Origin of the sequence: Blautia sp. AF19-1 (assembly GCF_003479155.1) — a bacterium.
GTDB lineage: Bacteria > Bacillota > Clostridia > Lachnospirales > Lachnospiraceae > Fusicatenibacter > Fusicatenibacter saccharivorans.
Genome location: NZ_QUGQ01000019.1, coordinates 28,743 through 41,154, shown reverse-complemented (window position 1 = coordinate 41,154; position 12,412 = coordinate 28,743). Strand labels below are relative to the sequence as shown.

General features: G+C 50.0%; 14 protein-coding genes. 7 read left to right on the top strand and 7 right to left on the bottom strand.

Annotation, left to right across the window (positions count from 1 at the left end):
* Window positions 1–158: 158 nt before the first annotated feature.
* The gene (locus tag DWX26_RS12680) at window positions 159–1,769 is read right to left on the bottom strand and encodes a CTP synthase (protein ID WP_118601553.1); all 1,611 of its coding nucleotides are present in this window, start codon (window positions 1,767–1,769) and stop codon (window positions 159–161) included.
* Between the two features lie 464 nt (window positions 1,770–2,233).
* Between DWX26_RS12680 and purF the strand changes: the two genes are divergently transcribed.
* The 4 genes from purF (at window position 2,234) to DWX26_RS12660 (ending at window position 6,254) form a co-directional block, all read left to right on the top strand.
* Window positions 2,234–3,670, top strand: a complete 1,437-nt coding sequence (gene purF / locus DWX26_RS12675; protein WP_022462359.1) for an amidophosphoribosyltransferase — start codon at window positions 2,234–2,236, stop codon at window positions 3,668–3,670.
* A 117-nt stretch (window positions 3,671–3,787) separates the two neighbouring features.
* Entirely contained in the window at window positions 3,788–5,488 is a 1,701-nt protein-coding gene (locus DWX26_RS12670) for a S8 family peptidase (RefSeq protein ID WP_118601552.1), read from the top strand.
* 146 nt (window positions 5,489–5,634) lie between these two features.
* Window positions 5,635–5,877 carry a helix-turn-helix transcriptional regulator gene (locus DWX26_RS12665; RefSeq protein ID WP_022462361.1) on the top strand — a complete coding sequence of 81 codons (243 nt, stop codon included), beginning with the start codon at window positions 5,635–5,637 and terminating at the stop codon, window positions 5,875–5,877.
* A gap of 92 nt (window positions 5,878–5,969) precedes the next feature.
* Window positions 5,970–6,254, top strand: a complete 285-nt coding sequence (locus DWX26_RS12660; RefSeq protein ID WP_055228247.1) for a hypothetical protein — start codon at window positions 5,970–5,972, stop codon at window positions 6,252–6,254.
* Between the two features lie 89 nt (window positions 6,255–6,343).
* Here DWX26_RS12660 and DWX26_RS16925 read toward each other — a convergent pair whose 3' ends face one another.
* Window positions 6,344–6,493: a hypothetical protein gene (locus tag DWX26_RS16925; RefSeq protein ID WP_172680771.1), complete on the bottom strand. Its 150-nt coding sequence runs from the start codon at window positions 6,491–6,493 to the stop codon at window positions 6,344–6,346.
* Between the two features lie 137 nt (window positions 6,494–6,630).
* Between DWX26_RS16925 and DWX26_RS12655 the strand changes: the two genes are divergently transcribed.
* Both DWX26_RS12655 and DWX26_RS12650 read left to right on the top strand, forming a co-directional pair.
* Entirely contained in the window at window positions 6,631–6,993 is a 363-nt protein-coding gene (locus tag DWX26_RS12655; RefSeq protein WP_055217741.1) for a hypothetical protein, read from the top strand.
* Window positions 6,990–7,289 (top strand): hypothetical protein, encoded by a 300-nt coding sequence (locus tag DWX26_RS12650; protein ID WP_022461427.1) that lies wholly within the window; start codon window positions 6,990–6,992, stop codon window positions 7,287–7,289. Before DWX26_RS12655 ends, DWX26_RS12650 begins: the two co-directional genes overlap by 4 nt.
* Before the next feature lie 76 nt (window positions 7,290–7,365).
* Here DWX26_RS12650 and pgsA read toward each other — a convergent pair whose 3' ends face one another.
* The 5 genes from pgsA to DWX26_RS12625 are packed head-to-tail and all read right to left on the bottom strand — an operon-like array spanning window position 7,366 to window position 10,405.
* Window positions 7,366–7,902 (bottom strand): CDP-diacylglycerol--glycerol-3-phosphate 3-phosphatidyltransferase, encoded by a 537-nt coding sequence (pgsA, locus tag DWX26_RS12645; RefSeq protein WP_055228244.1) that lies wholly within the window; start codon window positions 7,900–7,902, stop codon window positions 7,366–7,368.
* Window positions 7,899–9,224, bottom strand: coding sequence for a 30S ribosomal protein S12 methylthiotransferase RimO (rimO, locus tag DWX26_RS12640; RefSeq protein WP_118601551.1), 1,326 nt, complete (start codon window positions 9,222–9,224; stop codon window positions 7,899–7,901). The genes pgsA and rimO overlap by 4 nt, the downstream gene beginning before the upstream one ends.
* Before the next feature lies 1 nt (window position 9,225).
* Complete coding sequence (gene rpoZ, locus DWX26_RS12635) at window positions 9,226–9,504, bottom strand: DNA-directed RNA polymerase subunit omega (protein ID WP_022461424.1); 279 nt, start codon at window positions 9,502–9,504, stop codon at window positions 9,226–9,228.
* A gap of 15 nt (window positions 9,505–9,519) precedes the next feature.
* Window positions 9,520–10,134: a guanylate kinase gene (gene gmk / locus DWX26_RS12630; protein WP_022461423.1), complete on the bottom strand. Its 615-nt coding sequence runs from the start codon at window positions 10,132–10,134 to the stop codon at window positions 9,520–9,522.
* On the bottom strand, window positions 10,127–10,405 hold the full coding sequence (locus DWX26_RS12625; RefSeq protein ID WP_055218332.1) for a DUF370 domain-containing protein: 279 nt from the start codon (window positions 10,403–10,405) through the stop codon (window positions 10,127–10,129). The genes gmk and DWX26_RS12625 overlap by 8 nt, the downstream gene beginning before the upstream one ends.
* Before the next feature lie 151 nt (window positions 10,406–10,556).
* Between DWX26_RS12625 and DWX26_RS12620 the strand changes: the two genes are divergently transcribed.
* Window positions 10,557–12,299, top strand: coding sequence for an Rqc2 family fibronectin-binding protein (locus DWX26_RS12620; protein ID WP_022461421.1), 1,743 nt, complete (start codon window positions 10,557–10,559; stop codon window positions 12,297–12,299).
* Window positions 12,300–12,412: the final 113 nt, after the last annotated feature.

Below are 12,412 nucleotides of genomic sequence, written 5' to 3'. Positions count from 1 at the left end.
CTTTTGTTCCCCGCCGTTCTTTCTGGATTGCCCTTACTATACTCTATTTTTTTCGTCCTGTAAAGAGCAAATTTAATTTTTATATAATTTTTTATATTTTTTCTTAACTTTCTTAGGTTATTACTGCATTTTACCTAATTTTTCATACCATTTATCGATTATTTTGCCGCATGGTACTCGGCTGCTGCTGCGATCAGGCCGCGGAACAGCGGATGCGGACGGTTCGGACGGGATTTGAACTCCGGATGTGCCTGCGTTGCGATGTAGAACGGATGATCTGAAAGCTCTACCATCTCAACGATTCTTCCGTCCGGAGAAACACCGGAGAGAACCATGCCGTTTTCGGTCAGTGCTTTCCGGAAATCGTTGTTTACTTCATAGCGGTGGCGGTGACGCTCGGAAATCTCTTTCTCACCGTACAGCTCCTGTGCTTTCGATCCGTCTGCCAGGACGCATGGATATGCGCCGAGACGTAACGTACCGCCGATATCCTCGATTCCATCCTGATCCGGCATCAGTGCGATCACCGGGTGCATGGTGTTCGGGTTCATCTCGATGCTGTGTGCGTCGTGGTAACCGAGAACGTTTCTTGCATATTCAACAATCGTCAGCTGCATGCCGAGGCAGAGGCCGAGGAACGGAATCTTGTTCTCTCTTGCATATCGAATCGCTGTGATCATGCCTTCGATACCGCGGTTTCCGAATCCGCCCGGTACCAGAACACCGTCCACATCGCTCAGATACTCTGCCACGTTCTCCTCGGTTACCAGCTCGGAATCCACCCATTTCAGGTGTACGTTTGCATGGCTTGCAATTCCGCCGTGTTTTAATGCCTCAACAACGCTCAGGTATGCATCATGCAGCTGGGTATACTTTCCGACGAGCGCAATCGTCACCTCTTTGTTCGGATGGCGGAGTGCTTCTACCATATGGGTCCAGTCGGACAGATCCGGTTCCGGGCATGGAAGGTGAAGGCTCTCGCAGACAACCTGCGCCAGGTTCTCTTTCTCCATGGCAAGCGGAGCTTCATACAGATACTCCACGTCCAGGTTCTGCAGAACATGGCTTGACGGAACGTTGCAGAACAGAGCAATTTTATCTTTGATCTCGGTGGTCAGCGGATGCTCGGACCGACATACGATGACATCCGGCTGAATACCGATTCCCTGCAGCTCTTTTACGCTCGCCTGCGTCGGTTTTGTTTTCATTTCACCGGAAGCTTTCAGATATGGAATCAGGGTAACGTGGATCAGAATGGCGTTCTCGTGTCCGACGTCATGCTGGAACTGGCGGATTGCCTCCAAAAACGGCTGGCTCTCGATATCGCCGACGGTTCCGCCGACCTCAATGATGGCAATACGCTCCTCATCTACTTCTTTTCCGCGGTAGAAACGGCTCTTGATTTCGTTTGTAATGTGCGGAATGACCTGTACGGTGCCTCCGCCGAAATCACCGTGGCGTTCTTTCTGCAGAACAGACCAGTATACTTTTCCGGTCGTCACGTTGGAATTTTTATCCAGGCTCTCGTCGATGAAACGCTCGTAGTGGCCGAGATCGAGGTCTGTCTCTGTGCCGTCATCGGTAACGAAAACCTCGCCGTGCTGAATCGGGTTCATCGTACCCGGGTCAACGTTGATGTACGGGTCAAATTTCTGCATCGTCACTTTGTATCCTCGGGCTTTTAAAAGCCGTCCAAGGGACGCCGCCGTGATTCCCTTTCCAAGGCCGGAGACTACTCCGCCTGTCACAAAGACATATTTTACTGCCATATTGATTTCCTCCTGCTTTTCTCTTCTGATATTTTCTTTTCCGTCACAAGTTTCTCTAAAAGGAAATGTCGCCTGCCGGCGACATCTCTATGATGAAAGCCAGTTACTCCGCGCCTGCGTCGCTCCCGTAACTGCTGACAACATTCGTAATCCGGGCTATCGCCCTACTTACTCATGTCGTCTTGCCCGGCCAATATCTATGAATTCGCTCATGCAAGCATGGCTCATCCATAGCTGCTGTCCGGGGCTTTCATTCAAAATCAAAAACGATTATAACACATCTCGAATTTCCTGCAACTTTTTTTTACTATTTTTTATTATTTTCGACATTTTCCACGAAATCCTAAATTTCTGCACCATATTTTATACATATCACGATTTTCTTGACATCATCCACAAAAATGAGTATGATAATCAATGTTTTTAAAACATGCAGGTCTACAACTGAAAAAAGGAGAATACCTATGCAGCCATCGTCAAACAATTGTTATGATACCGGTCTCCGGGAGGAATGTGGTGTTTTCGGCATTTACGATCTGGATGGTGCCGACGTCAGTCCTTCGATCTACTATGGCCTTTCCGCCCTGCAGCACAGAGGACAGGAGTCCTGCGGAATTGCCGTCTCTGACACCAGCGGTCCAAAGGGCCATGTGAAATCCTACAAAGGCCTTGGCCTTGTCAACGAAGTTTTCAAAGAATCCAAATTAGAAGAGCTGTCCGGCAATATCGGCATCGGCCATGTCCGGTACTCTACCACCGGTTCCACTACCGTAGAGAATGCACAGCCGCTCGTTCTGAATTATCTGAAAGGCTCCCTTTCCCTTTCGCACAACGGAAATCTGGTCAACGCTATGGAACTGCGCGAGCAGATGGAAAACACCGGCGCAATTTTTCACACTTCGATTGACTCTGAAATCATCGCCTACGGCATTGCGCGGGAACGCGTTCATTCCAAAACGGTAGAAGAAGCGATTCTGCGCACGGTAAAAGAAATCCGCGGCGCCTATGCCCTTGTCATCATGAGCCCGAGAAAACTCATCGGCGTGCGCGACCCATATGGCTTAAAACCGCTCTGCATCGGAAAGCGGGACAACGCCTGGGTTCTCGCCTCGGAAAGCTGCGCCCTCACTTCGATCGGCGCCGAATTCGTCCGCGATGTCGCTCCGGGAGAAATTGTAACGTTTGACAAAACCGGAAATCTGAAATCCGAATTTATGCCGGTTGACGTAAAAAAAGCGCATTGTATTTTTGAATATATTTATTTTGCCCGCCTCGACAGCAAAATAGACAATATCAGTGTCTACGAGGCCAGAATCCGCGGCGGTGCAACTCTCGCAAAGACCTACCCGGTTGACGCAGACCTCGTCTGTGGTGTCCCGGACTCCGGACTTGCCTCCGCAAAGGGCTATTCCGAAGAATCCGGCATCCCGTTCGGTCTTGCGTTCCACAAAAACAGCTATGTCGGCCGTACCTTCATCAAGCCGACCCAGAAGGAACGGGAATCCAGCGTCAAAATCAAGCTGAGCGTTCTCGAATCTGTTGTAAAAGGAAAACGGATCGTGCTCGTCGACGACTCCATTGTCCGTGGAACAACGATTTCCAACCTGATCACGATGCTTCGCAAAGCCGGCGCGACCGAAGTCCATGTCCGTATCAGCTCTCCGCCGTTCCTGTATCCGTGCTATTTCGGCACCGATGTTCCTTCGAACAAACAGCTGATCGCAAGCTCTCACTCCACGGAGGAGATCCGCCAGCAGATCGGAGCCGACTCTCTTGGCTACATGCCGATCGAGGAACTCCAGAACATGGTCGGCGATCTGCCGATCTGCCGTGCATGCTTCGACAGCCATTACCCAATGGAAGTACCGAAACAGGATATCAGCGCTCTTCTCGAAAGCTGATTCTATTTCGTCCCCCTTACCGCGCAGACACTGCGTCAGGTAAGGGGGCTTTTTTGTTTCATGCATACTTTGACGTAATGTTTGCATACAATAGCATCAAAAACAAAGGATCTCTTCATGGATCTTACAGACATCATTTATTCCAACGATTACATCAACATTCTGATCCAGAATTACGTGGCACAGTCCGAGCGGTACCAGATGCTGTTTCCGGAATCAAGTGCTCTTCTTACGCTGAACCCGCAGTATTCCGTTCTCTTTCTCGAGCGGAGTCTGCTGCCGGAAAATCTCTTCGGCGCAGTTCCCTTTACCGGGCTTCCAAAACTTTTTACGCCGCTCTCCACGCTCTCACTGGAAGTCTCCGGGATTGTCCAGACGCAGAATCTCTACGGCGGCGGATATACAGGCAAAAATGTAATCTTCGGTTTTCTGGACACCGGCATTGATTACCGCCACCCCGCATTTCTGCATGCCAACGGACAGAGCCGGATTCTCGCCGTCTGGGATCAGACGGACTGGACGGGAACGCCGCCGGCGCAGTTTCCTTACGGCAGTCTCTATACCAAGTCCGATCTCGACGCGGCACTTGAAAGCGGCGATCCACTCTCCCTTGTTCCAGTCACCGATCCCGACGGGCACGGCACGTATGTCGCAGGCGTGGCCGGCGGTACTCCGGATGCCTCCGCCGGATTTCTCGGCGTCGCACCGGAGGCAGATTTTGCCGTTGTTAAATTAAAACCCGCCAAACAGAATCTGAAAGATTTTTATCTTGTGTCCTCCAATGCTCCCGTCTTCGAGGAAGATGACCTGCTCTCCGCCATGCACTTTCTGAATGAAACCGCAGCTGCGGAAGGAAAACCGCTCGTCCTCTGTCTGGCACTCGGGACGAATCAGGGCAGCCACTCCGGCACGCTCCCCGTTTCTCTGACCTTGGCGCGCTACGGCAACACGCCTGGTGTGATCCCCGTCTGCGCGACCGGCAACGAAGGAAATGCATCACACCATTATTATGGCTCTGTATCCGAAACTTACACCCCGAAAAATGTAGAGTTTCTCGTTTCTGAAGGAAACCGCGGTTTCACCCTGGAACTCTGGGGACAGGCTCCACAGCTTTTTTCTGTCGGTTTCCGCTCTCCCGGCGGCGAGACGATTCCGCGGATTCCCGTCTCTTTGAATCAGGAACAGCGGATCACCTTCGTTCTGGAGCGCACCGTGATCTACGTCAACTACGAAGTGGTCCAGGCCACGACCGGCAGCCAGCTCATTCTGATCCGCATGCTGGATCCGACCCCCGGTATCTGGACGCTTCAGGTTTACCGCGCTTTTCCATCGCCGCCGGATTTCCACATCTGGCTCCCGATCACCGGATTTTCCACCTCCGATGTGACATTTCTGGAACCGGATCCATACACGACACTGACGACACCTTCTGCCACGGTTCCTGTTCTTTCTCCCTCCACGTATCAGGCAGCAAACAACAGTTTTTCCCCGGAATCCGGCCGCGGCTTTACCCGGCTTGGTGAAATCAAGCCCGACTTTGCTGCTCCCGGCGTCTCCGTTACCGGACCGGGACCGGCCGGCTCCTATGTAAGCTTCAGCGGTTCGAGTGCGTCCGCCGCCATTACATCCGGCGCCGCTGCTCTTTTTCTGCAATGGGGCATCCAGCGCACTCCCGCCCGCTATTTCACGGCACAGGAGGTAAAAAACTACCTGATCCGCGGTGCAGACCGAACTGATACTATTACGTATCCGAGCAGAGAATGGGGATATGGCCGATTACAGTTATATCAAAGCTTCACAAGCCTTATGACAAACTGATTTTCCCGCTCACAGGTTTGCTTCTATGGTATATCCGTTTGTTGATGCAAACTTTTAATGTGCAACTGCCTTGTTTTTGATTGTTTTCCGTTGTATCATTACGTATTATCATTATATTTATAAAACTAAAAGGGGGATTCCTGACTATGAATTACGAACGCTTGAACGATCTTCGCCTTCTTGGACTTACGATTGCCTACTACCGAAGAGCAAAAGGAATGACGCAGGCCGAACTTGCCGAGGCGGTACATATCAGTCGTACCCATATGAGCAACATCGAAGCGCCAAATACAAAAACCTCTATTTCGTTGAATCTTCTGTTCGATATCGCTGAGGCACTTGACATTCCGGTGAAAGAGCTTTTTGATTTTCAGGGACGCAGTCTGTAGGGTCTTTGAATTTTTCTCTTTAAGAGTAACCCCGCCCGGCAGTTTTTCATATCATGAATTGTAAGCAAAATGATTCCTTTGGAGGAACAAACATGAGTGATTTAGCTGCTACAAACTGTGGATGCGGATGTGACAACGGCTGTGGCTGCGATAATGGATGCGGTGTTTCCAACAACAACCTGTTCGGAAACAATGGCTGCAGTATTATCTGGATTCTGCTTCTCCTCTCCTGCTGCGGCGGATGTGGATGCGGAAACAACAACAATGGCTGCAATTCCGACTGCTGGCTCGTTCTGATTCTTCTGTTCTGCTGCGGCGGATGGAACAACAACGGCTGTGGATGCGGCAACAGCAATAACTGCGGATGCGGCTGCTGACCTTTTTTCAGTCCTCCCAGATGTTCGGGCAGAAAAAGCCCCGGGTGCGGATCAACCGCCCCGGGGCTTTTTTTCACCAGAATTCTCTTTCAACGAAACCGTTTCGGTTTCCGTGCTTCTCTTTCCCGCTTTTCCATCTCTTCTCTTTTTTCTTTTTTTCTCATACATTCCAGATCTATTTCATAAAAGGCATTCCCTTCGAGTACCTGTTTTCTTTTTGCTGTTTCTTTTCCATCCATTTTCCGGCGGTCTCCTTTTTCTTTCTTCCTCTTATCATATGTTTTTTCCCGCCTTCTGTCATTTTTTCCGGCCTGGAACATAAGATAAAGAGAAATAAAAAGACAAATGCAGGAATGCTGCCAGGAAGGATCTTAATTTGAATCAGGAACAGGAACAAAATGTGGAACAGATGACACCGCTGGACCAGATGATCGCACAGGATCAGCTTCAGATGCTGAAGGCTGCCATTCCCTACGCCTCCTTCGGCCTGCAGCCCTCCCTTGCGATTTTGAGCAAATGGCTCGAGCTCCAGCGGACCATTCAGCTTTTTTCCCGTCCGGCCGACCTTTCCATGATGTCTGTTGATGCCCCGCACGTCTCTCCGCTTGAGATGCTGCAGGATATTTCCCGTTTTGCCGCCGGTCCGCAGCGGGATCTTCTCTCCCAGATGTTTCAGACCATGCAGATGGTCCAGATGCTTCAGAATATAAATCCCGGAAATGAGGAGGATCTGCTATGAGTTCGGATGATAAGCAAAACGACTGGTCGCAGGACCCCTCTCTTTCCGGAATTGACTTTGCCCGGCTTCAGGCACTGCAGCAGATGGCCTCTCAGAGCCGCGGAAAATCCCAGGCGGAAATGATGCCGTTTCTTCTCTCCCTGATGCAGGGAAATCAGGGCGGCGCACAGTTTTCCGCCTCCGAGGCGGACCTGATCATCTCTGCCATCAAAGCCGGAAAATCCAAACAGGAAGCGGCAAAAATTGACCAGATGGTACGCCTCTTCCGCTCCGCTGCTTCCGGGAAAAAACGCTGAAAAACTACAAACCAAAAAACGCTGCCGGTCTGGAATCCCAAACCGGTCAGCGTTTTTATTCTGTGCTTTTTCCTGCCTAGTTCTGCATGGAAAGCACGTTTTTATTTTTTACCAGGTAATCAATCAGAGAAACAACGGTCAGAATCAGTGCAACCCAGATCAGCACGGTATTCAGCACGGAAAGTGCCGGAATGTCGGCGATCAGAAGAATGATCATAATCATCTGGCTGATTGTTTTCGATTTTCCCCACCAGCTTGCTGCGATGACAATTCCATTGTCCGAAGCAACCAGGCGGAAACCGCTGATGATAAATTCTCTTGCGATGATAATAATAACCATCCACGCCGGAAGCTTGTCCAGCTCTACAAAGCAGATCAGTGCAGAGCATACCAGCAGCTTATCTGCCAGCGGATCCATAAACTTTCCGAAATCGGTAATCAGATTGTCACGTCTTGCAATGTAGCCGTCCAGAGTATCCGTGATGCTGGCAGCGGCAAAGATTACCAGTGCAATCCATTTGGACGCGCTTCCGCCCACGCCAGACAGCAGGAAGAACACGAAAAACGGAATCATAATTACCCGCAGAATCGTTAATTTGTTTGGTAAATTCATTGGCTTATCTCTCCTATCAGATCATATTCCAGAGCGCCGGTAATTTTCACTCTTACGAAATCGCCGGATACGAGTGTTTCCGGTGTATTGACAAATACATAGCCGTCTACACCCGGTGCGTCCGCCTGGCTTCTGCCCACATAGGCATCCTCATCCGCCACTTTGCCCTCGATCATAACAAGAAGCTCCTGGCCGATCCTGCGCTCGCCGAGTTCTGCAGAGATATCCTGCTGCAGCTCCATCAGTTCTGCCTGACGGTCCAGTTTTACCTCCTCGTCGATCTGATGCTCCATCGTAGCAGCCGGTGTTCCCTCCTCCGGAGAGTAGGTGAATACGCCGAGACGGTCGAACTCCATGTCGTTGATAAACTCGAGGAGTTCTTTGTGCTGCTCTTTTGTCTCTCCCGGGAATCCTGTGATCAGCGTGGTGCGCAGTGTGATATCCGGCATCTCGCTTCTCAGGAAATCAATTTTGTCGATCAGCTCCTGTTTGGATGTTCTGCGACCCATGCGGCGCAGGATCTCATCGTTGGCATGCTGAATCGGCAGATCCAGGTAGTGACAGACTTTCGGCTCTTCCTTCATCGTCTGAACGAGTTCCGGATAGATGTCCTCCGGATAGCAGTACAGAATCCGGATCCAGTAGAGCTCCTGAATTTTGCAGAGCTCTTTTAACAGAAGGTGGAGAGACGGCTTTCCGTACAGATCGATACCATAAATGGTTGTCTCCTGCGCAACGAGAACGAGCTCTTTGACACCCTGTTCTGCCATCGTCTTCGCTTCTGCTATCAGTTCCTCCATCGGAACGGATCGGTACGGTCCGCGCAGCTTCGGAATGATGCAGTAGGTACAGTGCTTGTCACAGCCCTCTGCAATTTTCAGATATTCGTAATGGCCGCCTGTCGTTACAACGCGCTGTGCGTCAATTTTCGGCAGTCCTTTCAGATCGGCATACTCCTGGAAGCGGTCGCCGCCGAGGACATCCTGAATGGCATCCAGGATTTTGTCATAGCTGTTCGTTCCAAGTACGGCGTCAACCTCCGGAATCTCCTCAATGATTTCATCGCGGTAGCGCTCTGCCATACAGCCCGTTACCAGAAGAACCTTACAGCTTCCCGCTGTACGGTACTTCGCCATTTCAAGAATATTTTGAATGCTTTCTTCTTTGGCGTCGTGGATAAAGCAGCATGTGTTTATCACGATAACCTCTGCATCTTCCTCGGAATCGGTGATCTCGAAACCATGCTCTACCAGAAGACCCAGCATATGCTCGGAATCTACCAGGTTTTTATCGCATCCAAGGGAAATAAACAGAATTTTCATATTATTCAATTACTGGCTCCTCTTTTGTTTCCTCTTCCGCTTCAACTTCAGATTCCGGAAGGATTGTAACCTCTCCTTTGTACATCTCCTCTACGGCGATGGAGAGCGGTTTCATGCCTTTTTTCACTTTTACAAGCGGTTCAGCTCCGCCAATGATCTGTCTTGCACGTTTGCTTGTTGCAAGTACCAGAGAGTAACGGCTGCTGACAACCGGTGCCTCGTCCAGATCCTGGCCCTCGTTAATAGTTGCAATCAGTTCCTGATAAGATGGATGAATCATAATAAATGCTCCTTTCTATTTTTCCAGACTTTTTTTCATCTGTTCGATAAAGTCTTTCTGGTTGCTGCTCATGAAATGCTGGCTCTGAATGGTCTCATGCATCTGTTTTACGCAGGTTTCGAGGTCGTCGTTGATCAGGACATAATCGTACTGGTCCATGCCCTGTGCTTCCTCTTTTGCACGCTCCATTCTGCCTTTGATAACTTCTTCTGTTTCCGTTCCGCGTCCCCGTAGGCGTCGTTCCAGCTCCTCGGCGGTCGGCGGTGTGATGAACACAAGAAGGGTGTCCGGACGTTTTTCCTTGACCTGAAGTGCTCCCTGGATTTCAATCTCAAGCAGAACATCTTTTCCGGCATCCAGCTGCTCCTCTACGTATGCCTTCGGCGTTCCGTAGGAATGTTTTACGTAACGCGCATACTCGAGGAAGGCATCCTCTTCTACCATGCGGTCAAACTCTTCTTCTGTACGGAAAAAGTACGATACGCCGTCTTCCTCGCCCGGACGCGGGTCTCTTGTGGTGACGGAGATGGACAGCGCATAGTTGTCGTACTCCTCCATCAGGCGTTTCATCAGTGTTCCTTTTCCTGCTCCGGAAAAACCGGATACTACAGTAAGTATTCCTCTACTCATTTTCAGATTCCCCTCGCTCTTTTTCTGTTTCCCAGCCGCCGTTGAATCTACGGCTGATCGTTTCCGGCTGCAAAGCCGAAAGGATGATAAATTCTTCTCCGGTGATGAGCACTGCTTTCGTGCGTCTTCCCTGCGTCGCATCGATGATGCGGTTGCTTTCCTTTGCACGCTGCACCATACGCTTGACGGGCGCCGCCTCGGGACTCACCACTGCTATTATTTTATCCGAATTTACGACATTGCCGAATCCGATGTTGATCAGTTTTGCCACAATCCGTCCTTTCCTGTACCTTCTGAAGTCTTTTTCAGAAAATACATCTACCCATACAGATTTATTATAATTCATTCAGAAAGCCTAGTCAAATCTTTTTTTCTGTATTATAATGAAAATACTAGAATTTCAAACAAAGGAGATATTTTCTATGGCTTTTGATGGAATTACCATTGCAAATATTGCACAGGAACTGAATCAGACCATCGTCGGCGGAAAGATCAACAAGATCGCACAGCCGGAAAACGACGAGCTGATGATTACAATAAAAAACAACCGTACCGTTTACCGTCTTCTCCTCTCGGCAAGTGCTTCGCTTCCGCTGATCTACCTGACGGACAACAATAAGCCCGGCCCGATGACCGCACCAAATTTCTGTATGCTGCTCCGCAAACACATCGGCAGCGCCCGCATTCTCTCCGTTACCCAGCCGGGACTCGAGCGTATTCTTATTTTTGAGCTCGAGCATTTGAATGAACTCGGCGATATCTGCCGCAAGAAGCTGATTGTGGAGATCATGGGAAAACACAGCAACCTGATCTTCTGTCAGGAGGACAATACGATCCTTGACAGTATCAAACATATTTCCGCCAACATGAGTTCTGTCCGTGAGGTTCTTCCGGGCCGCACCTGGTTCATTCCGCACACGCAGGATAAGAAAGATCCGCTCACGATCACAGAAGAAGAATTTTTCGATTTCGTCTGCACGAAACCGATGGCTGCCGCAAAGGCAATCTACACTTCCCTTACCGGCTTCAGCCCGCTGATGGCGGAGGAAGTCTGCTGCCGCGCCGGCATCGACGGCGGATTTGCGGTCAATGCACTCGAAGAAAATGCGAAGCTTCATCTGTTCCGCACCTTCTCTTATCTGATTGAGGATATCAAAAACGGCGCATTTACGCCGAACATCGTATACCAGGGCGATGAGCCGAAAGAATTTTCCGCACTGAAACTGACGCAGTATCAGGATTTGCGTGAGGAAACATACGATTCGATCTCCGGTGTGCTGGAAACGTACTATGCCATGAAAAACCGCATCACCCGCATCCGTCAGAAATCTTCCGATCTGCGCCGTGTCGTCAATACCGCACTCGAACGGAATGTCAAAAAATACGACCTGCAGCAGAAACAGTTAAAAGACACCGACAAGAGGGAAAAATACCGGATTTACGGTGAGCTTTTAAATACGTACGGCTACAGCTGCCAGCCGGGCGATACTTCGCTGAAAGCCGTCAATTACTATAACGGCGAGGAAATCACGATTCCGCTCGACGGAACGCTCTCTGCCGGCGAAAATGCGAAAAAATACTTCGACCGCTACGGAAAGCTGAAGCGGACCCGTGAGGCACTCGAGGAACTTCTTGTCGAGACGAAAGAGGAAATCGACCATCTCGAATCCATCAGCACGGCGCTTGATATTGCGCTCGATGAGGCGGATCTGGTGCAGTTAAAAGAAGAGCTGATCGAGTACGGCTACATCCGCCGCAAGGGACCGACAGGGAAAAAGCAGAAAATCACCTCCCATCCGTTCCACTACCGCTCTTCCGAGGGCTTTGACATTTATGTCGGCAAGAACAACTTCCAGAACGAGGAACTTTCGTTTAAATTCGCCTCCGGCAACGACTGGTGGTTCCACGCGAAAGGCCAGCCGGGCAGCCATGTCATCGTAAAGACGAACGGTAAAGAGCTGCCGGATTCCGTCTACGAAGAGGCCGCTGCTCTCGCCGCCTATTACTCGAAAGGCAGACAGGCACCGAAGGTGGAAATCGACTACACCTTAAAGAAAAACCTGCGCAAACCAAACGGAAGCAAACCGGGCTTCGTTGTTTATTACACCAATTACTCCATGATGGCGGAGCCGAACATCCGCAATCTTCAGGAAGTACAGGACTAAATTCAGAATACAAAAGACTTTTCGCACATTCCTATCTGTTCCTCTTTGCGAAAAGTCTTTTTTTCGTAAAATTTAATACTTCCTTCATTTCTTTTTCGATGCTCTATGGTATA

Excerpts from the sequence above, each read along its gene's own strand:
- DWX26_RS12680 (WP_118601553.1), bottom strand. The coding sequence starts at position 1,769 with ATGGCAGTAAAATATGTCTTTGTGACAGGCGGAGTAGTCTCCGGCCTT.
- purF (WP_022462359.1), top strand. The coding sequence starts at position 2,234 with ATGCAGCCATCGTCAAACAATTGTTATGATACCGGTCTCCGGGAGGAA.
- DWX26_RS12670 (WP_118601552.1), top strand. The coding sequence starts at position 3,788 with ATGGATCTTACAGACATCATTTATTCCAACGATTACATCAACATTCTG.
- DWX26_RS12665 (WP_022462361.1), top strand. The coding sequence starts at position 5,635 with ATGAATTACGAACGCTTGAACGATCTTCGCCTTCTTGGACTTACGATT.
- DWX26_RS12660 (WP_055228247.1), top strand. The coding sequence starts at position 5,970 with ATGAGTGATTTAGCTGCTACAAACTGTGGATGCGGATGTGACAACGGC.
- DWX26_RS16925 (WP_172680771.1), bottom strand. The coding sequence starts at position 6,493 with ATGGATGGAAAAGAAACAGCAAAAAGAAAACAGGTACTCGAAGGGAAT.
- DWX26_RS12650 (WP_022461427.1), top strand. The coding sequence starts at position 6,990 with ATGAGTTCGGATGATAAGCAAAACGACTGGTCGCAGGACCCCTCTCTT.
- pgsA (WP_055228244.1), bottom strand. The coding sequence starts at position 7,902 with ATGAATTTACCAAACAAATTAACGATTCTGCGGGTAATTATGATTCCG.
- rimO (WP_118601551.1), bottom strand. The coding sequence starts at position 9,224 with ATGAAAATTCTGTTTATTTCCCTTGGATGCGATAAAAACCTGGTAGAT.
- rpoZ (WP_022461424.1), bottom strand. The coding sequence starts at position 9,504 with ATGATTCATCCATCTTATCAGGAACTGATTGCAACTATTAACGAGGGC.
- gmk (WP_022461423.1), bottom strand. The coding sequence starts at position 10,134 with ATGAGTAGAGGAATACTTACTGTAGTATCCGGTTTTTCCGGAGCAGGA.
- DWX26_RS12620 (WP_022461421.1), top strand. The coding sequence starts at position 10,557 with ATGGCTTTTGATGGAATTACCATTGCAAATATTGCACAGGAACTGAAT.